This is a genomic window from Streptomyces sp. MnatMP-M17 (assembly GCF_900091995.1).
GTDB lineage: Bacteria > Actinomycetota > Actinomycetes > Streptomycetales > Streptomycetaceae > Streptomyces.
In genome coordinates this window covers 1-18,826 of sequence record NZ_FMDK01000326.1, presented here as the reverse complement: position 1 = coordinate 18,826, position 18,826 = coordinate 1, and the positions used below count along the sequence as shown (strand labels likewise).

Here is an 18,826-nt window from a genome sequence, read left to right as displayed (position 1 = left end):
TACGAGGAAAGAACGCCGCATCCCACGATCGAGAGAAGCGCCAGCCAGCATGCCCACGCGCCACGACATCCGCAACGTCGCCATCGTCGCCCACGTCGACCATGGCAAGACCACTCTGGTCGACGCCATGCTGAAGCAGGCCGGCGCCTTCGCCGCGCACGCCGCCGAGCAGCTCGACGACCGGATGATGGACTCGAACGACCTGGAGCGTGAGAAGGGCATCACGATCCTGGCCAAGAACACGGCCGTGAAGTACCACCCCAAGACCGGTGGCGACCCGATCACCATCAACATCATCGACACTCCCGGCCACGCCGACTTCGGCGGCGAGGTCGAGCGCGGTCTCTCGATGGTCGACGCGGTGGTCCTGCTCGTGGACGCCTCCGAGGGCCCGCTCCCGCAGACCCGCTTCGTGCTCCGCAAGGCGCTCCAGGCGAAGATGCCGGTCATCCTCTGTATCAACAAGACGGACCGTCCCGACTCCCGGATCGCGGAGGTCGTCGACGAGACGTACGACCTCTTCCTCGATCTGGACGCGACGGAGGAGCAGATCGAGTTCCCGATCGTCTACGCCTGCGCGCGCGACGGTGTCGCCTCGCTGACCAAGCCGGAGGACGGTACGGTCCCGGCCGACAGCGACAGTCTGGAGCCGTTCTTCAACACGATCCTGTCGCATGTCCCGGCTCCCGAGTACGACGAGTCCGCGCCGCTCCAGGCCCATGTCACCAACCTGGACGCCGACAACTTCCTCGGCCGTATCGCGCTCTGCCGGGTCGAGCAGGGTGAGCTGCGCAAGGGCCAGACCGTCACCTGGATCAAGCGTGACGGCTCCATGTCCAATGTCCGTATCACCGAGCTGCTGATGACCGAGGCGCTCACCCGCAAGCCGGCCGAGCAGGCGCGCCCCGGTGACATCTGTGCCATCGCCGGTATCCCGGACATCATGATCGGCGAGACGCTGGCCGATCCCGAGAACCCGGTCGCGCTGCCGCTGATCACGGTCGACGAGCCCGCGATCTCGATGACCATCGGTACGAACACCTCGCCGCTGGTCGGCAAGGGCGGCAAGGGCCACAAGGTCACCGCCCGCCAGGTCAAGGACCGTCTCGACCGCGAGCTGATCGGTAACGTCTCGCTGCGCGTCCTGGACACCGAGCGTCCCGACGCCTGGGAGGTGCAGGGCCGCGGTGAGCTGGCGCTGGCCATCCTGGTCGAGCAGATGCGCCGGGAGGGCTTCGAGCTGACCGTCGGCAAGCCCGAGGTGGTCACCAAGCAGGTCGACGGCAAGACGTACGAGCCCATCGAGCGGATGACGATCGACTCTCCCGAGGAGCACCTCGGCGCGATCACTCAGCTCATGGCGACGCGCAAGGGCCGTATGGAGACCATGACCAACCATGGCTCGGGCTGGATCCGTATGGAGTGGATCGTTCCGTCCCGCGGTCTGATCGGCTTCCGTACGGAGTTCCTGACCCAGACGCGCGGTACGGGCATCGCCCACTCGATCTTCGAGGGCCACGAGCCCTGGTTCGGCGAGCTGCGCACCCGTAACAACGGTTCGCTCGTCGCGGACCGCTCGGGTTCGGTGACTCCCTTCGCGATGATCAACCTCCAGGAGCGCGGTGTCATCTTCACCGAGCCCGGTACCGAGGTCTACGAAGGAATGATCATCGGTGAGAACTCGCGCGCCGACGACATGGACGTGAATATCACCAAGGAGAAGAAGCTCACCAATATGCGGGCCGCCTCCGCGGATTCCACCGAGAATGTGGTGCCGCCGCGGAAGCTCTCGCTGGAGCAGTCGCTGGAGTTCTGCCGCGATGACGAATGCATCGAGGTGACTCCGGAGACGGTACGTATCCGTAAGGTCGTCCTGGACCAGAAGGAGCGCGGTCGCGCCGCCTCCCGGGCCAAGCACGGCTGAGCGGCGTCCGCCCCGTACGACGGCCCGGTTCCCGCGGAAAAGCGGAAGCCGGGCCGTTCGTCGTGTGGCCTCGGCCGACCGGACCTGGGCACACGCCGGACGGCTCGACGTCAAGTTCGTTTTTGGGGATCACGTCCGATTATCGGCGGGTGGTCACCGGATGGTGTGTTAACGGTCCGTTTCGCGGGTGTCTGCCTGGGATAACTTTGTCCGGATTTCGGGCGGACGGGGGGTGTCGATGTTGCCAAAACGAGACCCTTTAAGTGTGGTTTACGGCCCGGCCGTACTTAATAGTTGGCCATTGAGCTCGGGTCAATGGGTCAAACGCCATGGGGAGCGTCGACTCACGAGCACACTCGGGGTACTCGGAAACCGCACTGTCAGGGGTGTCAGCGCGCGTAGACAGTGCCCTTCTTGTTGTGACAAGTGGACTCATGAGGAGGAACCCATGCGTGGTGCCAAGAGCGCCAAGTGGGTAGTCGGCACGATGGTCGTGGCCCTCGCGGCGACGGCGTGCAGCAGCAGCAGCGGAGACGACAGCAACAAATCTGCTTCGACGGAGAAGGGCAAGCCCGCGGGCTATGTCTCCATCGATGTCGGTGAGCCGCAGAAGCCGCTGATCCCGGCTGACACGAACGAGTCGCTCGGCAGCTATGTGATCCAGTCGCTGTTCACCCAGCTCCTGGACTTCGACGCGCAGGGCAAGATCGTTTACACGAACGCCGAGTCGGTGACATCGACCGACTCCAAGACCTGGACGGTCAAGCTCAAGCCGGGCTGGAAGTTCCACGACGGCACCCCCGTCACGGCCGAGTCCTACGTCAAGGCGTGGAACTGGTACGCCAACATCAAGAACAACCAGCAGAACGCCTTCTGGTTCGGTGACATCGCCGGTTACGCCGATGTCCACCCGGAGACGGGCGAGCCGAAGGCCGACGCGATGTCGGGTCTGAAGGTTGTCGACGACACCACCTTCACGATCGAGCTCAGCTCGGCGATTCCGTACTTCGAGTACAAGCTCGGTTACGCGACCTTCGCGCCGCTGCCGGAGGTCTTCTACAAGGACACCAAGGCGTTCGGCCAGAAGCCGGTCGGCAACGGTCCCTACATCTTCGAGAAGTGGGACCACAAGAAACTCATCCAGGTCAAGGCCAACCCTGACTACCAGGGCCCGAACAAGGCCAAGAACGCGGGCGTCCTCTTCAAGAACTACGCGACCGTCGAGGCCGCGTACCAGGACCTCCTCTCCGGCAACCTGGACATGATCCGCCAGGTCGGCCCGAAGGACCTGCCGAAGTACAAGCAGGACCTCGGCGACCGCGCGATCGACCAGCCGTACGCGGCCGTCCAGAGCCTCGTGCCGGCGTTCTACTCGAAGACCTTCAAGGGCATCGACCCGAAGGTCCTCCAGGGTCTGTCGATGGCGATCGACCGCGACACGATCACCAAGACCGTCCTCAACGGCACGCGCAAGCCGGCCACCAGCTTCACCCCGCCGGGTGTCCAGGGCAACCAGGACCTGAACACCGATGTCTTCAAGTTCGACCCGGCGAAGGCGAAGCAGCTGGTCACCGAGGGCGGCGGCGTCCCCGGCAACAAGATCTGGATCCAGTACAACGCGGACGGTGGCCACAAGGAGTGGGTGACCGCGGTCTGCGAGTCGATCCGCAACGCCACCGGTGTGGACTGCATCCCGGACGCCAAGCCGGACTTCCAGACCGACCTGGAGGCTCGTGACAACGACCAGGTCAAGGCGATGTACCGCGGTGGCTGGGTCGCCGACTACCCGCTGAACGTCAACTTCATGCGGGAGCTGTACGGCACGGTCGCCGAGGCGAACAACGGCCGGTTCTCCGACAAGGAGGTCGACGCGGCCTTCAAGAAGGGTGACAACGCCAAGAACCTGGACGAGTCGATCAAGGCTTACCAGGACGCCGAGAAGCTGCTTCTCGACAAGATGCCGGCGATCCCGCTGTGGGAGTACAAGACCAACGGCGGCTACTCCAAGGCTGTGGACAATGTGACGGTCGACTTCCACGGTGACTACAACCTCACCGACGTCACGGTCGTCAAGTAACCCGTCCGAGGGCCCATCCCCCACTCGGCCATCAGCCGCCGGCGCAACGCCGGCAGGCTCCCGGGGCCGCTCCCCGTACCAATGGGAGCGGCCCCCCGGGCTGCACAGTTATCCATTCGGAGGCAAACATGGGGCGTTATGTCGCGCGGCGACTGCTCCAGATGATCCCGGTATTCCTCGGGTCAACCTTGCTGGTCTTCGCCATGATGTACGCCCTGCCCGGTGATCCCGTGCGCGCGCTCGCCGGAGAGCAGACCGTTGACCCCGCGCAGATCGCGGCGATGAAGAAGGACCTCGGTCTCGACCTGCCGCTCTGGCACCAGTACTGGAACTATCTGACCGGCCTGTTCCAGGGCGACTTCGGCACACAGATCGCCAGCGGCCGGCCCGTCGCCGACATCATCTCGGAGGCGTTCCCGATCACGGTCCGGCTGACGCTGTTCGCCTTCGCCTTCACCGTGCTCGTCGGCATCTCGATCGGCGTCTTCGCCGGACTGAAGGCCGATACGCTCCGGGACCGCGCCCTGCTGGTCCTGACGCTTCTGCTGATCTCCGTTCCCTCGTTCGTACTCGGCTTCCTCGGCCAGTACTTCTTCGCCTTCCAGCTCGGCTGGGTGGACCCGAACGTGAGCGTGGAAGCGAACTGGGACGAGCTGTTCCTCCCGGCCGTCGTACTCGGCTCCCTGTCACTGGCCTATGTGGCACGTCTGACGCGTACCTCCGTCGCGGAGAATCTGCGCTCCGACTACATGCGCACCGCGGTGGCCAAGGGACTGCCGCGCCGCCGGATCATCGGCGTACACCTGATGCGCAACTCCATGATCCCGGTGGTGACCTTCCTCGGCACCGACCTCGGCGCCCTGATGGGCGGCGCGGTCGTCACCGAAGGCATCTTCAACATCAAGGGTGTCGGCTACAACATCTTTGACGCGCTGAGGCACCGCGAGGGCGCCACGGTCGTGGGCATCGTGACCCTGATCGTCGTCGTGTATCTCGTCACCAGCCTGCTCGTCGACCTGCTCTACGCGGTCCTGGACCCGAGGATCCGTTATGCCTGAGGCACTCAAGGACACCGTCAAGGAGCAGCCGGCCGAGGCTCCGGCCGCGCCGCCGGCGGACGGCAGGGTCGGCAAGCCCCGCAGTCTCTGGTCGGACGCCTGGCACGATCTGCGGCGCAATCCGCTCTTCGTCGTCTCCGCGGTCCTGATCCTGTTCCTGCTGACGATGGCGGCCTTCCCGCAGCTGTTCACCAGCGCCGATCCGCGCTTCGCGGATCTCGCCAACCACTATCTGCAGAAGCCCAACTGGGGCCACTTCTTCGCTCCGGACTGGTTCGGGTACGACATCCAGGGCCGGTCGATCTACACACGTGTCGTCTACGGCGCGCGGGCCTCGATCCTCGTCGCCGTCGTGGTCACCGGACTCGTCACCGTCCTCGGCACCGCGGTCGGGATGCTGGCCGGCTACTTCGGCGGCTGGATCGACACGATCCTGTCCCGGGTCACCGACATCTTCTTCGCCGTGCCGTTCATCCTCGGCGCGATGGTGGTGCTGACCTCCTTCGCCGAGCGTTCGATCTGGGTCGTGATCCTGTCCCTCGCCTTCCTGGGCTGGACACAGATCGCCCGTGTCGCGCGCGGCTCGGTCCTCACCATCAAGCAGGCGGACTATGTGATGGCGGCCAAGGCGCTCGGCGCCTCGACCAGCCGTATCCTGCTCCGGCACATCATGCCCAACGCGATCGCGCCGGTGATCGTGGTCGCGACCATCGCGCTCGGCGGCTATATCTCGGCCGAGGCCACGCTGTCCTTCCTGGGTATCGGGCTCGCCGAGCCGGCCGTCTCCTGGGGCGTCGACATCTCGTCGGGCCAGGAGCAGCTCCGTAACGCGGAGTTCGTCCTGATCGTCCCGTCGGTCATGGTGTCGATCACTGTGCTGGCCTTCATCATGCTCGGCGATGCGGTACGCAACGCCCTCGATCCCAAGCTGCGCTGAGGGAGGCGTACATGACCATCATCGACAACACGACGGCGGACGATCCTTCCGGCCCGCTGCTCGAAGTCCGTGACCTGCATGTGGAGTTCCACACCCGTGACGGTGTGGCCAAGGCGGTCAACGGTGTCAACTACAGCGTCAGCGCGGGCGAGACACTGGCAGTGCTGGGCGAGTCCGGCTCCGGCAAGTCCGTCACCGCTCAGGCGGTCATGGGCATTCTCGACATGCCTCCGGGACGCATTCCGCGCGGAGAGATCTTCTTCCGCGGCCAGGACATGCTCAAGATGAGCAACGAGGAGCGCCGGCTCATCCGCGGCCAGAAGATCGCGATGATCTTCCAGGACGCGCTGTCCTCGCTCAATCCGGTGCTCTCCGTGGGCTACCAGCTCGGCGAGATGTTCCGTGTCCATCTGGGGCTCTCCAAGAAGGAGGCCAAGGCCAGGTCCATCGAGCTGATGGACCGGGTGCGTATCCCGGCGGCCAAGGAGCGGGTCAACGACTATCCGCACCAGTTCTCCGGCGGTATGCGCCAGCGCATCATGATCGCCATGGCGCTGGCCCTGGAACCGGATCTGATCATCGCGGACGAGCCGACCACCGCGCTGGATGTGACCGTCCAGGCCCAGGTCATGGACCTGCTGGCGGAGTTGCAGCGCGAGTACCACATGGGCCTGATCCTGATCACGCACGACCTCGGCGTGGTCGCCGATGTCGCGGACAAGATCGCGGTCATGTACGCGGGCCGGATCGTGGAGACCGCGCCGGTGCACGAGCTCTACAAGCGTCCCGCGCATCCGTACACCCGTGGTCTGCTCGATTCGATTCCGCGCCTGGACCAGAAGGGCCAGGAGCTGTACGCGATCAAGGGCCTGCCGCCCAACCTGACCCGGATTCCGCCCGGCTGCGCCTTCAATCCGCGCTGTCCTGCGGCGCAGGACATCTGCCGTACGGAGGTTCCGGCCCTGCTTTCCGTCACGGAGCAGGACGGTACCGAGCTGCCGGGCCGTGGAAGCGCGTGCCACTTCTGGAAGGAGACGATCCATGGCTGAACCGAGGAAGAGTGACGACTCCATGGACGCCACCCCGAACGTCACCGAGGTGGCGACGGCCGACGCCGTCACCGTCGAGGACTCCGTCGCCGCCATCGAGGCGACGGTCGAGCGCGGCGAGCCGATCCTCCAGGTGCGCAACCTGGTCAAGCACTTCCCGCTGACCCAGGGTGTTCTCTTCAAGAAGCAGGTCGGCGCGGTCAAGGCCGTGGACGGCATCTCCTTCGACCTGTACCAGGGCGAGACGCTGGGCATCGTCGGAGAGTCCGGCTGCGGCAAGTCGACCGTCGCCAAGCTGCTGATGACGCTGGAGAAGGCGACCGCCGGCGAGGTCTTCTTCAAGGGCCAGGACATCACCAGGCTGTCCGGGCGCGCGCTGAAGGCCGTCCGCAGGAACATCCAGATGGTGTTCCAGGACCCGTACACCTCGCTCAACCCGAGGATGACCGTCGGTGACATCATCGGCGAGCCCTTCGACATCCATCCGGAGGTGGCACCGAAGGGCGACCGGCGCCGCAGGGTCCAGGAACTGCTCGATGTCGTGGGCCTCAACCCGGAGTACATCAACCGCTATCCGCACCAGTTCTCCGGCGGACAGCGCCAGCGCATCGGCATCGCCCGCGGTCTCGCGCTCAATCCCGAGGTCATCATCTGCGACGAGCCGGTCTCGGCCCTGGATGTCTCGGTGCAGGCGCAGGTCATCAATCTGATGGAGAAACTCCAGGACGAGTTCAACCTCTCCTACATCTTCATCGCGCACGACCTGTCGATCGTCCGGCACATCTCCGACCGGGTCGGTGTGATGTACCTCGGCAAGATGGCCGAGATCGGTACGGACACCCAGATCTACGACCACCCGACGCATCCCTACACCCAGGCGCTGCTGTCGGCGGTCCCGGTGCCCGACCCGGAGGCCCGTGAGGGCCGCGAGCGGATCATCCTCACCGGTGATGTCCCGTCACCGGCGAATCCGCCCTCCGGCTGCCGCTTCCGGACGCGCTGCTGGAAGGCGCAGGAGAAGTGCGCCACGGATGTCCCGCTGCTGGCCGTTCCCGAGCGCTTCAAGGGCACGGGCGGGCACGCCGCGCACGAATCGGCATGCCACTTCGCCGAGGAGAAGGACGTCGTCCACGCGGCATGACGTAGCCGTACGTCGTACGTCGTACGAACAGCGCCCGGAACCGAACGGTTCCGGGCGCTGCTCTGTGTGGTGCCGCGCTATGTGATCGTCCATTTGCGCGGGCTGGATATGCGGATCACGCCTTGGCGTTCGATCTTGGTCTCAGCAGGTCACGAACGCGTACGCAGGTCACGTACTCCGAGGAGGCCCGTTCGATGCGTGGAGCCGCACCCGTCACCTGGGCCGTGTGCGCGGTGACCGTCGCGCTCACGGCGACAGCGTGCGGCGGAGGAAGCGGCAGCGGCGCCGGAGGGCCCGATGGTGTGCTCTCCTCCTCCTGGGGCGATCCGCAGAATCCGCTGGAGCCCGCGAACACCAATGAGGTCCAGGGCGGCAAGGTCCTCGACATGATCTTCCGCGGGCTGAAGAAGTACGACCCGAGGACCGGCAAGGCCGAGAACGCCCTCGCCGAGCGGATCGACACCACCGACTCGACGCACTTCACCGTCACCGTCAAGGACGGCTGGACCTTCAGCAACGGCGAGCAGGTCACCGCGAAGTCGTTCGTGGACGCCTGGAACTACGGCGCGCATCTGAAGAACAATCAGAAGAACGCGTACTTCTTCGAGTACATCGAGGGATACGACAAGGTCCATCCGGCCTCTGGCCGGCCCACCGCGGACACGCTCTCAGGTCTGGCCGTCACCGGTCCGCTGGCCTTTACCGTCACGCTGTCCCAGCGCTTCTCCACCTGGCCGGACACGCTCGGATACGCCGCGTTCGCGCCGCTGCCCAGGGCCTTCTTCGACCACCACGACGCCTGGCTCGCCAAGCCGGTCGGCAACGGCCCGTACGAGGTCGAGAACTACACCCGAGGCGCCCAGATGTCGCTGCGCACCTGGAAGGGCTACCCGGGCGGCGACAAGGCGCGCAATGGCGGAGTGGACCTACGGGTCTACACGGACGGCAACACCGCCTACACCGATCTGGTCTCCGGCAATCTCGATCTGGTCGACGACGTCCCGGCCGCGCAGCTCAAGAACGTCAGGGCCGATCTTGAAGGCCGGTACATCAACACGCCCGCCGGCATCCTCCAGAGCCTCTCCTTCCCGTACTACGACCAGGCCTGGAACACACCGGGCGCCGTCAAGGTCCGCACCGGACTCTCCATGGCGATCAACCGCGGGCAGATCACCGAAACGATCTTCCACGGGACCCGCACTCCCGCCACCGACTGGACCTCTCCGGTCCTCGGTGCGGACGGCGGCTACAAAGCCGGGCTCTGCGGGAAGGCCTGCTCCTACGACCCGGCCTCGGCGAAGAAGCTGATCGCGGAGGGCGGCGGTATCCCGGGTGGCCGGCTGACCATCACGTACAACACCGACACCGGATCCCACAAGGAGTGGGTCGACGCGGTCTGCAACAGCATCAACAACGTGCTGGGCAACGACAGATCGTGTGTCGGCAGCCCGGTCGGCACCTTCGCCGACTTCAGGAACAAGATCGGCCGGAAGAAGCTCACCGGTCCGTTCCGGGCGGGCTGGCAGATGGACTATCCGCTGATCCAGAACTTCCTTCAGCCGCTCTACTACTCCAACGGCTCGGCCAACGACGGCAAGTGGAGCGACGCGCGGTTCAACGAGCTGGTCAACGAGGCCAACGCCGATACGGACACCTCGACCGCGATCCGGAAGTTCCAGCAGGCCGAGGAGGTCGTACGGGACCAGATGGCCGGGATCCCGCTCTGGTACCAGAACGGGAGCGCCGGTTACGCGGCCCGGCTCTCCCATGTCGAACTGAACCCGTTCAGCGTGCCCGTCTACCACGAGATCACGGTCCGCTGACACCGGGCAGGAGGAGCACCTCATGGGACGTTATGTGATCCGCCGTCTGCTCCAGATGATCCCTGTCTTCATCGGCGCCACCCTGCTGATCTTTCTGATGGTCCATGTGATGGGCGACCCGATCGCGGGACTCTGCGGCGAAAGACAGTGTGATCCCGCGACCGAGGACCGGCTGCGCCGGGAGTTCGGCCTCGACCGGCCTGTGTGGCAGCAGTACACGACTTATATGGGCCATGTGTTCTCGGGCGACTTCGGGACCGCCTTCAACGGCCAGAAGGTCATCGACCTGATGGCGTCGGCCTTTCCGGTCACCATCCGGCTCACACTCGTGGCCGTCGCCTTCGAGCTGGTCATCGGAGTCGTCCTCGGTGTGATCACCGGTCTGCGCCGGGGCCGGCCGGTCGACACCTCCGTACTGCTGCTGACGCTCGTGGTCATCGCCGTACCGACGTTTGTCACCGGGCTGCTGGCGCAGCTCGTGTTCGGCGTCAAGTGGCGGATCGTCCAGCCGTCGGTCTCGTACACCGCGCCGCTCGACGAGCTGATCCTGCCCGGACTGGTGCTGGCATCGGTCTCGCTGGCGTATGTCACCCGACTGACCCGCACCTCGGTCGCCGAGAACGTCCGCTCCGACTATGTCCGCACGGCCATCGCCAAGGGCCTGCCCAGACACCGGGTGATCACCCGGCATCTGCTGCGCAACTCACTGATCCCGGTGGTCACCTTCATCGGCACGGACATCGGCGCCCTGATGGGCGGTGCCATCGTCACCGAGCGGATCTTCAATATCCATGGCGTCGGATTCCAGCTCTACCAGGGCATCCTGCGCCAGAACACCCAGACCGTCGTCGGCTTCGTCACCGTGCTCGTGATCGTCTTTCTGCTGGCGAATCTGCTGGTCGACCTGGTCTACGCCGTTCTCGACCCGAGGATCCGGTATGCCTGAGCCGCAGTGCGCCCGACCGAGGACCATCGCCGTCAAGGCCACGGCCGTCGCCGCCACAGCCGCTCCGGAGCGGCGTCCAGGGAGCTCCGAGGGCGGCGCGCCCACCGGGAGGCCGCGCGGGCTGTGGTCGGACGCCTGGCACGATCTGCGCCGCAATCCGGTCTTCGTCGTCTCGGCGCTCGTCATCGTCTTTCTGGTGGTGATCTCGCTCTGGCCGTCCCTGATCGCGAGCCGCAATCCGCTCTCCTGCGATCTCGCCAGGGCCCAGGAGGGCTCCCGGCCCGGCCATCCCTTCGGCTTCAACGGGCAGGGCTGCGATGTCTATACGCGTACGGTCCACGGCGCCAGGACCTCGGTCGTCGTCGGTGTGCTCGCCAGCCTCGGTGTCGCCGTGACCGGCTCGGTCCTCGGCGCTCTGGCCGGCTTCTTCGGCGGCGCCTGGGACGCGGTCCTCTCCCGGATCACCGATGTCTTCTTCGCGATTCCGGTGGTGCTCGGCGGGCTCGTCCTGCTGTCGCTGGTGGCCGGCACCACCGTCTGGCCCGTGATCGGTTTCATGGTGCTGCTCGGCTGGCCGCAGATCTCCCGGATCGCCCGCGGTTCCGTCATCACCGTCGAACAGAACGACTATGTGCAGGCGGCACGGGCGCTCGGCGCCTCCCACACCCGGATCCTGCTCCGGCACATCCTGCCCAACGCCGTCGCGCCCGTGATCGTCGTGGCGACCATCGCGCTCGGTACGTTCATCGCGCTGGAGGCGACACTCTCGTATCTCGGTGTGGGGCTCAGACCGCCGGCCGTGTCCTGGGGCATCGACATCTCGGACGCCTCGCCGTACATCCGCAACTCGCCGCACATGCTGCTCTGGCCGGCCGGTGCGCTGGCGGTCACCGTGCTCGCGTTCATCATGCTCGGCGACGCGGTGCGCGACGCCCTCGATCCGAAGCTGCGCTAGCGCTCTCTTTTTCTCCAGGAGTCCGACCCATGCTGCTCGACGTACGCGATCTGCGTGTGGAGTTCCGTACCCGCGACGGTGTCGCCAGGGCCGTCAACGGCGTCAGTTACGCGGTGGACGCCGGCGAGACGCTCGCCGTGCTCGGCGAGTCCGGCTCGGGCAAGTCCGTCACGGCCCAGGCGGTCATAGGGATCCTGGACACACCGCCCGGCCGGATCTCCGGCGGTGAGGTGCTTTTCCAGGGCCGCGATCTGCTGAGGCTCAAGGAGGAGCAGCGGCGTCGGATCCGGGGCGCCGAGCTGGCGATGATCTTCCAGGACGCGCTGTCCGCGCTCAATCCCGTGATCAGCGTCGGCGCCCAGCTCGGCGAGATGTTCGTGGTGCACCGCGGCATGTCCCGCAGACAGGCGCGGGCGCGGGCCGTCGAGCTGATGGACCGCGTCGGGATTCCGGCGGCCGAGGAGCGGGCGGGCGACTATCCGCACCAGTTCTCCGGCGGTATGCGCCAGCGCATCATGATCGCGATGGCCCTCGCACTGGAGCCCGCGCTGATCATCGCCGACGAGCCGACCACCGCGCTCGATGTGACTGTCCAGGCCCAGGTCATGGAGCTGCTCGCGGAGCTGCGGCGCGACCTGGACATGGGCCTGATCCTGATCACCCATGATCTGGGCGTGGTCGCCGATGTCGCGGACCGGATCGCGGTGATGTACGCGGGACGGATCGTGGAGACCGCGCCGGTGCACGCTCTCTACAAGGCCGCCGCCCATCCGTACACCCGCGCCCTGCTGGACTCGGTCCCGCGCCTGGACCGCAAGGGCCGGGAGCTGTACGCGATCAGAGGCCTGCCGCCGAATCCGCTGCGTATCCCGCCCGGCTGCGCCTTCCATCCTCGCTGTCCGATCGCCCGTGACATCTGCCGTACGGACGAGCCGCCGCTGTACGAGGTCGCCGAGGGCCGGCACAGCGCCTGCCACTTCTGGAGGGAGACGCTCGATGGCTGAGGCCGTTCTGGAAGTCACCGACCTGGTCAAGCACTATCCGCTGACCCGTGGCGTCCTGGTCAGAAAGCAGATCGGGGCGGTACGGGCCGTCGACGGGATCTCCTTCGGTCTGGCTCCCGGGGAGACCTTGGGCATCGTCGGGGAGTCCGGCTGCGGCAAGTCGACCGTGGCGAGGATGCTGGTCCATCTGGAGCGGCCGACCTCCGGCCGGATCCGCTACAAGGGTGAGGACATCACCCGGCTGTCGGGTCGCGCGCTGAAGGCGGTGCGCCGGAATATCCAGATGGTGTTCCAGGATCCGTACACCTCGCTCAATCCGCGGATGACCGTGGGCGACATCGTCGGGGAGCCGTACGAGATCCATCCCGAGGCGGCACCGAAGGGCGACCGGCGGCGCAAGGTCCAGGAGCTGCTGGATGTGGTCGGGCTCGATCCGGAGTACGTCAACCGCTATCCGCACCAGTTCTCCGGCGGGCAGCGCCAGCGCATCGGTATCGCCCGCGGTCTCGCCCTGCGGCCGGAGGTCATCGTCGCCGACGAACCGGTCTCCGCCCTCGATGTCTCCGTCCAGGCGCAGGTCATCAATCTGATGGAGCGGCTCCAGAACGAGTTCGGGCTCTCCTATGTGTTCATCGCCCACGATCTGTCGATCGTCCGGCATATCTCCGACCGCGTCGGAGTGATGTATCTGGGACGGCTCGCCGAGCTCGGCTCGGACACGGAGATCTACGACCATCCCACGCATCCGTACACCCAGGCGCTGCTCTCCGCCGTGCCGCTGCCCGATCCGACGGCGCGCGAGCGGCGGGACCGGATCATCCTGACGGGCGAGGTGCCGTCGCCGGCGCATCCGCCCTCCGGCTGCCGGTTCCGTACGCGCTGCTGGAAGGCGCAGGAGCGGTGCGCGGTGGAGGAGCCGGCGCTCGCGGTCCCGGTGGCCTTCCTGGGACGGAAGGGACCGGCCGCGCATCCCTCGGCCTGTCATTTCGCGGCGGAGCGACGGATCGTACCGGCCGTGGGGGGCGAAACGTAATAAAGCACATCAATTTCGTTAACACACAGGCAACTTCACGGACCCGACACCGATATACGAACGCGTCACGCTGAACAACGTACGGCCGTGCGGGTGCCGTAGATCGGCCGGGGCTCTGGGAGCCCCGGCCGGTCGCCTGTCCGCCACCCGTCAGTTCAGGCCAAGTGACCGCTTCAGGAAGTCGACCTGGAGCAGCAGCAGATTCTCCGCGATCTGTTCCTGCGGTGTCATATGCGTCACACCGGTGAGCGGCAGCACTTCATGAGGCCGTCCCGCGGCGAGCAGCGCCGCGGAGAGCTTGAGCGTGTGTGCCACCACCACATTGTCGTCGGCGAGCCCATGGATCAGGATCAGCGGCCGGACCGGGACTTCCGGCGCCGAGAGCCCGTCGTCCGTGACCAAGGAGTGTGTGTCGTACACCTCGGGCGCCTCCTGCGGTGTGCCGAAGTAGCGCTCCTGGTAGTGGGTGTCATAGAGCCGCAGATCGGTGACCGGAGCGCCGGAGACCGCCGCGTGGAAGACATCGGGACGGCGCAGGACCGCGAGGGCGGCGAGCCAGCCGCCGAAGGACCAGCCACGGATCGCCACCCGCTCCAGATCGAGCGGGAAGCGGTCCGCGAGACCGTGCAGCGCCTCGATCTGGTCCTCCAGGCTGAGCAGCAGATTCCGCTTGACCGCCTTCTCCCAGCCGGGCGAGCGGCCCGGAGTGCCACGGCCGTCGGCGACGATCACCGCGAATCCGTGGTCGGCGAACCACTGCGAGGTCAGATGCGCGTTCTGCGCGGCGACCACGCGCTGGCCGTGCGGACCGCCGTAGGGATCCAGCAGAACCGGAAGCGGGCCGTCCGATTCGCGGTAGCCGGTCGGCAGCAGTACGGCGCACGGAATCCGGTGCGCGCTCGCCTCGGTCAGCCGCGCGTGAGCCATGAGCACCGGCCGCTCGGCGTACGAGACGATGCCCGCGAGCCGCTCGCCGTCCCTGAGCACCTGTACGGACGAGCCCGGCGCGTCCGGCACGGCCGACGCCAGTACGGACACTCCGCCGGCCCGTACGGCCGAGTGCACACCCGGGCCCGACGAGATCCGTTCGACGCCCAGATCGCTGACCCGGTACACATGAATCTGGCCAATTTCCGGATCGGCGGCCTCCTCGCCGGCCGATGCCGAGATCAGGACATCCCGGTCACCGATGTCCAGAACCGCGCGCGGATGCAGCTGCGGCCCGGTCAGCGGACGGTCGCCCACCACCAGCACCCGCGCGCCGCCCTCGTCGGCGAGCCGCACCAGCCGCCCGTCCGGCGCCCAGGCCGGGACGCCCGGCGAGAGCTCCAGCCACGCCGGATCCTCGTCCTGGTGCACGGTCCTGGTCGTACCGGTCTCCGTGTCCACCGCCAGATAGAGCTGTCCGCGCTGGTCACGGCTCTGTACGAGCAGTAGCGGAGCGCCCGCGGACGACCAGTGGACCCGGGCCAGATACGGATACCGCGCCCGGTCCCAGATCACCTCCGTACGCTTCGCGGACCCGCCGTCCGGCCCGTCCGGCTCTCCCAGAGCGACCAGGAAGAGCCGTACGTCCGCGTTGGGCGTGCCCGCCGCGGGATAGGCGACACTGGCCGGCTCCCGGTCCGGATGGGCGGGATCGGAGATCCACCAGCGCCGCACCTGAGAGGTGTCCACCCGCGCGACCAGCAGCCGGTCCGACTCGGGCGACCACCAGAAGCCACGGGTACGGTCCATCTCCTCGGCGGCGATGAACTCGGCCAGCCCGTAGGCGACCTCCGCGCCCTCGGCCTTGGTGGGTCCCACCAGCTCCCGGTCGCCCTCACCGTCCGCGCCGATCACCCGGAGCGCTCCCTTGGCCGCGTAGGCGATGTGCCGGCCGTCGGGCGCGGGCCGCGGATCGATCACCGGTCCGCGTACGGGCAGTTGGCGCGCGGTGCCGGCGCGCAGCTCGGCCGCGTACAGCCGCCCGGAGAGCGCGAACGCGGCCAGTTCGACCGTATTGTCCGTCGCGTAGCCGACGATGCCCTCCGCGCCCTCGCGGCTCCGCTCGCGGCGGGCCCGCTCCTCGGCGGAGAGTCGCTCCACGGCGCCTCCCAGCAGCGTCCTGGGGTCCGCGGCGACCCGCTCCTGTCCTCCGGGGCCCGGGCCTTCGAGATCGAGCACCCAGAGGGCGTTCACGCGGTCCGTCCCGGAAGCGGAACGCAGGAAGGCCACCCGCGCGCCGTCGGGCGAGACGGTGAACGCGCGGGGAGCGCCCAGCGTGAACCGCTGGGTCCTGGCGTGCTGGCGTGGGAACGAGTGCTCGTGGCTCAAGGTCATACGACCGAAACTAGTGCCCGTGCGCCCCCCTGTGCTGCCGTGCACCGACCGATGCTTACGTACGGATAGTTATGATCCGTAGCGCAAGGTGGGTAGGAATCTGCCGGCACATGCATGCCGCTCTTTCCCGACTGATATTTATGGAGGTGAACCGCCGTGGCACTCTCGATTTCGGCGGTGGTGCTGCTGGCGATCATCGTCTTCCTGCTGGTCCGGAAATCCGGGCTCAAGGCCGGTCACGCGGTGGTCTGCATGCTGCTCGGGTTCTACATCGCCAGTTCGTCCATCGCGCCCACCATCAGCGAACTGACCACGAACGTGGCGGGGATGATCGGCGGGATCAAGTTCTGACCTCCGGTTCGTGATCTCCGGTTCGTGACCTCCGGTCCACCGACCTCCGACTCCCACTTCTCTCTTCTCCCTCTGCCCGCTTTCCGATCTCCGCTCGCCGTGCCCCCGGCCGCCGTCCGCCGGCCGGGGGTTTCACGGGCGGCCTCGTAGGCTGTCCTCATGACCGACCAACCCGCCCGTCGTCTGCTGCTGGTGCACGCGCACCCGGACGACGAGTCGATCAACAACGGCGCCACCATGGCCAAGTACGCGGCCGAGGGCGCTCTGGTCACTCTGGTGACCTGCACCCTCGGCGAGGAGGGCGAGATCATCGTGCCCGGTCTCGCCCATCTCGCCGCCGACCGGGAGGACGGCCTCGGCACCCATCGCATCGGTGAACTCGCCGCGGCCATGCGGGAGCTGGGCGTCTCCGACCACCGGTTCCTCGGCGGGCCCGGCAGATTCCGGGACTCCGGGATGATGGGCCTGCCGCAGAACGACCGCGAGAACGCCTTCTGGCACACCGAGGTCGACGAGGCCGCGGAACATCTTGTCGAGGTGATCCGCGAGGTGCGTCCGCAGGTGCTCGTGACGTACGACCCGAACGGCGGCTACGGGCACCCGGACCATATCCAGGCCCATCGCGTCGCCATGCGCGCCGCGGCACTGGCCGCCGACAGCGCGTACGGTCCCGGGCTCGGGACACCTCACGCGATCGACAAGATCTACTGGAACCGGGTGCCGCGCTCGGTGGCCGAGGCGGGCTTCGCGCGGCTCCGTGCCACCGGTACGGATTTCTTCGGTATCGCCGAGGTGGACGACATCCCGGGCGTGGTGGACGACTCGGAGATCACCGCGGCGATCGACGGCGCGCCTTACCGGGAGCTCAAGGCCGCCGCGATGCGCGCGCACGCGACTCAAATCGCCGTGGACGGGCCCTTCTTCGCGCTCTCCAACGATCTCGGCCAGCCGATCTTCGCCGCCGAGTACTACCAGTTGGTGCACGGGAAGTCCGGAGCGTCCGCGGGCGAACGCGAGAACGATCTCTTCGCGGGAGTCGCCGGAGCCGGAGACGGTGGAGTCGCCGGAGCGGGCCGTGTCACGGAGGCCGGCGCATGAGTGACATGAGTGAGCTCAAGCGGCAGCAGTCCGCCGACGGGCTCCCGGCCGCGCCAGGGCCCTCCCGTATCGCCGTCTACGTGGGCCTCGCCGTGCTCGGCGCCCTGGTCGCCCTCGCGGGCTCGCTCGTCCAAGGCGGCTGGTTCCCCGGCGGTTTGGTGCTGGCCCTGCTCGCCACCGCCGGAGTCTTCCTCGGCGGACTGCGCCTCACCGGTACGCAGATGGGCGTGGGAGCGCCTGCCGGAGGCTGGCTGATCGCGGCCGTCCTGCTGAGCGTCGGGCGCCCGGAGGGCGACGCGGCCTTCTCCGCGGGCGTCGGACCGCTCATCTTTCTGCTGGGCGGGATGGCGGTGGCTGTGATGTGTGCCACCATGTCGCGGTTGCCGCAACCGGGCACGAAGTCCGGCCGACTTGGGAAGTGACGCGCCCGTCATCCGCTGAATTGCCCCCGTCCGCACGGCCCGCGAACGACAGCTTCACACGGTCGTGGGGTGCCGGTCGGCTGAGGACAGTATGGTGGTGCGCGCTCCGGGCCTTCCCCTCGCCTTCGGCTGTGGGGGACCTGAACAGTTGAGTACCAGTAAGAACGGGCGGCGGAGCCAACCGGGAGAACCTGCTTTGAGTCGTGAAACTGACAGTTCGTCCTCCGGGCCCCAGGGGCGCGGCGGAGCCGCGTACCCCTCGGGGACACCGCCGTACGGATCCAGCCAGTATCCGTCGCCGCCCCCCCAGCAGGACGCTCCGGAGGAGACCGACACCGCGCTCGCTCCTCAGCCGGACGAGCCGAGAACCGAAACCACACTGACCACACGTATCCGGATCAATATCCCGGGCTCGCGGCCGATCCCGCCGGTCGTGATGCGTACGCCCATGGGCGACAGCGACACTGCGGGCGGCCGGGGCGTCAAGGCCGCCGAGCTCACGGGCGGTGTCCAGGTGCCGGAGCAGGGCCAGGACAGGGCGGACGCCCTGGGCGGCCGGACTCCGGACGAGAAGCCGGCCGGTGACAAGCCCGCGAACGACTGGTTCGCGCCACGCAGGGCCTCGGGCCCGGCGGGCGGCACGGGAACGGGCACCGGCGCGGGCATGGGCGCGGGCGCGGCAGCCG

Annotated in this window: 15 protein-coding genes and 1 pseudogene; 15 read left to right on the top strand and 1 reads right to left on the bottom strand. The window is 67.3% G+C overall.

Features of this window, described 5'->3' with window-relative positions; translation table 11 throughout:
- Positions 1–49: 49 nt before the first annotated feature.
- From typA to GA0115259_RS15110, 11 genes are all read left to right on the top strand, one after another.
- Entirely contained in the window at positions 50–1,924 is a 1,875-nt protein-coding gene (gene typA, locus GA0115259_RS15160) for a translational GTPase TypA (protein ID WP_093596492.1), read from the top strand.
- A 448-nt stretch (positions 1,925–2,372) separates the two neighbouring features.
- Complete coding sequence (locus tag GA0115259_RS15155; protein ID WP_093596489.1) at positions 2,373–4,001, top strand: peptide ABC transporter substrate-binding protein; 1,629 nt, start codon at positions 2,373–2,375, stop codon at positions 3,999–4,001.
- 128 nt (positions 4,002–4,129) lie between these two features.
- The gene (locus GA0115259_RS15150) at positions 4,130–5,059 is read left to right on the top strand and encodes an ABC transporter permease (protein ID WP_093596486.1); all 930 of its coding nucleotides are present in this window, start codon (positions 4,130–4,132) and stop codon (positions 5,057–5,059) included.
- Positions 5,052–5,996 (top strand): ABC transporter permease, encoded by a 945-nt coding sequence (locus GA0115259_RS15145; protein WP_093596483.1) that lies wholly within the window; start codon positions 5,052–5,054, stop codon positions 5,994–5,996. Before GA0115259_RS15150 ends, GA0115259_RS15145 begins: the two co-directional genes overlap by 8 nt.
- Before the next feature lie 11 nt (positions 5,997–6,007).
- Positions 6,008–7,045 carry an ABC transporter ATP-binding protein gene (locus GA0115259_RS15140; RefSeq protein ID WP_093596480.1) on the top strand — a complete coding sequence of 346 codons (1,038 nt, stop codon included), beginning with the start codon at positions 6,008–6,010 and terminating at the stop codon, positions 7,043–7,045.
- On the top strand, positions 7,038–8,186 hold the full coding sequence (locus GA0115259_RS15135) for an ABC transporter ATP-binding protein (protein ID WP_093596477.1): 1,149 nt from the start codon (positions 7,038–7,040) through the stop codon (positions 8,184–8,186). Before GA0115259_RS15140 ends, GA0115259_RS15135 begins: the two co-directional genes overlap by 8 nt.
- Positions 8,187–8,380: 194 nt before the next feature.
- Complete coding sequence (locus GA0115259_RS15130; protein ID WP_093596474.1) at positions 8,381–10,009, top strand: peptide ABC transporter substrate-binding protein; 1,629 nt, start codon at positions 8,381–8,383, stop codon at positions 10,007–10,009.
- A gap of 22 nt (positions 10,010–10,031) precedes the next feature.
- Complete coding sequence (locus tag GA0115259_RS15125) at positions 10,032–10,955, top strand: ABC transporter permease (protein ID WP_093596471.1); 924 nt, start codon at positions 10,032–10,034, stop codon at positions 10,953–10,955.
- Positions 10,948–11,910: an ABC transporter permease gene (locus tag GA0115259_RS15120; RefSeq protein ID WP_093596467.1), complete on the top strand. Its 963-nt coding sequence runs from the start codon at positions 10,948–10,950 to the stop codon at positions 11,908–11,910. Before GA0115259_RS15125 ends, GA0115259_RS15120 begins: the two co-directional genes overlap by 8 nt.
- Before the next feature lie 29 nt (positions 11,911–11,939).
- Positions 11,940–12,914, top strand: coding sequence for an ABC transporter ATP-binding protein (locus tag GA0115259_RS15115; RefSeq protein ID WP_093596464.1), 975 nt, complete (start codon positions 11,940–11,942; stop codon positions 12,912–12,914).
- The gene (locus GA0115259_RS15110; RefSeq protein WP_093596461.1) at positions 12,907–13,947 is read left to right on the top strand and encodes an ABC transporter ATP-binding protein; all 1,041 of its coding nucleotides are present in this window, start codon (positions 12,907–12,909) and stop codon (positions 13,945–13,947) included. Before GA0115259_RS15115 ends, GA0115259_RS15110 begins: the two co-directional genes overlap by 8 nt.
- A gap of 150 nt (positions 13,948–14,097) precedes the next feature.
- On the opposite strand, the gene GA0115259_RS15105 is transcribed toward GA0115259_RS15110, so the two are convergent.
- On the bottom strand, positions 14,098–16,269 hold the full coding sequence (locus GA0115259_RS15105) for a S9 family peptidase (RefSeq protein WP_093596458.1): 2,172 nt from the start codon (positions 16,267–16,269) through the stop codon (positions 14,098–14,100).
- A 156-nt stretch (positions 16,270–16,425) separates the two neighbouring features.
- Here GA0115259_RS15105 and GA0115259_RS15100 point away from each other — a divergent pair, with 156 nt between their 5' ends.
- The 4 genes and pseudogenes from GA0115259_RS15100 to GA0115259_RS41810 form a co-directional block, all read left to right on the top strand.
- Complete coding sequence (locus GA0115259_RS15100; protein ID WP_046497980.1) at positions 16,426–16,620, top strand: hypothetical protein; 195 nt, start codon at positions 16,426–16,428, stop codon at positions 16,618–16,620.
- Between the two features lie 159 nt (positions 16,621–16,779).
- Complete coding sequence (gene mshB / locus GA0115259_RS15095) at positions 16,780–17,718, top strand: N-acetyl-1-D-myo-inositol-2-amino-2-deoxy-alpha-D-glucopyranoside deacetylase (protein ID WP_093596455.1); 939 nt, start codon at positions 16,780–16,782, stop codon at positions 17,716–17,718.
- A gap of 5 nt (positions 17,719–17,723) precedes the next feature.
- Positions 17,724–18,140: a DUF6113 family protein gene (locus GA0115259_RS15090; protein WP_093596514.1), complete on the top strand. Its 417-nt coding sequence runs from the start codon at positions 17,724–17,726 to the stop codon at positions 18,138–18,140.
- Positions 18,141–18,336: 196 nt separating this feature from the next.
- Positions 18,337–18,826, top strand: a pseudogene (locus GA0115259_RS41810) (hypothetical protein); the annotation flags it as partial.

Excerpts from the sequence above, each read along its gene's own strand:
- typA (WP_093596492.1), top strand. The coding sequence starts at position 50 with ATGCCCACGCGCCACGACATCCGCAACGTCGCCATCGTCGCCCACGTC.
- GA0115259_RS15155 (WP_093596489.1), top strand. The coding sequence starts at position 2,373 with ATGCGTGGTGCCAAGAGCGCCAAGTGGGTAGTCGGCACGATGGTCGTG.
- GA0115259_RS15150 (WP_093596486.1), top strand. The coding sequence starts at position 4,130 with ATGGGGCGTTATGTCGCGCGGCGACTGCTCCAGATGATCCCGGTATTC.
- GA0115259_RS15145 (WP_093596483.1), top strand. The coding sequence starts at position 5,052 with ATGCCTGAGGCACTCAAGGACACCGTCAAGGAGCAGCCGGCCGAGGCT.
- GA0115259_RS15140 (WP_093596480.1), top strand. The coding sequence starts at position 6,008 with ATGACCATCATCGACAACACGACGGCGGACGATCCTTCCGGCCCGCTG.
- GA0115259_RS15135 (WP_093596477.1), top strand. The coding sequence starts at position 7,038 with ATGGCTGAACCGAGGAAGAGTGACGACTCCATGGACGCCACCCCGAAC.
- GA0115259_RS15130 (WP_093596474.1), top strand. The coding sequence starts at position 8,381 with ATGCGTGGAGCCGCACCCGTCACCTGGGCCGTGTGCGCGGTGACCGTC.
- GA0115259_RS15125 (WP_093596471.1), top strand. The coding sequence starts at position 10,032 with ATGGGACGTTATGTGATCCGCCGTCTGCTCCAGATGATCCCTGTCTTC.
- GA0115259_RS15120 (WP_093596467.1), top strand. The coding sequence starts at position 10,948 with ATGCCTGAGCCGCAGTGCGCCCGACCGAGGACCATCGCCGTCAAGGCC.
- GA0115259_RS15115 (WP_093596464.1), top strand. The coding sequence starts at position 11,940 with ATGCTGCTCGACGTACGCGATCTGCGTGTGGAGTTCCGTACCCGCGAC.
- GA0115259_RS15110 (WP_093596461.1), top strand. The coding sequence starts at position 12,907 with ATGGCTGAGGCCGTTCTGGAAGTCACCGACCTGGTCAAGCACTATCCG.
- GA0115259_RS15105 (WP_093596458.1), bottom strand. The coding sequence starts at position 16,269 with ATGACCTTGAGCCACGAGCACTCGTTCCCACGCCAGCACGCCAGGACC.
- mshB (WP_093596455.1), top strand. The coding sequence starts at position 16,780 with ATGACCGACCAACCCGCCCGTCGTCTGCTGCTGGTGCACGCGCACCCG.
- GA0115259_RS15090 (WP_093596514.1), top strand. The coding sequence starts at position 17,724 with ATGAGTGAGCTCAAGCGGCAGCAGTCCGCCGACGGGCTCCCGGCCGCG.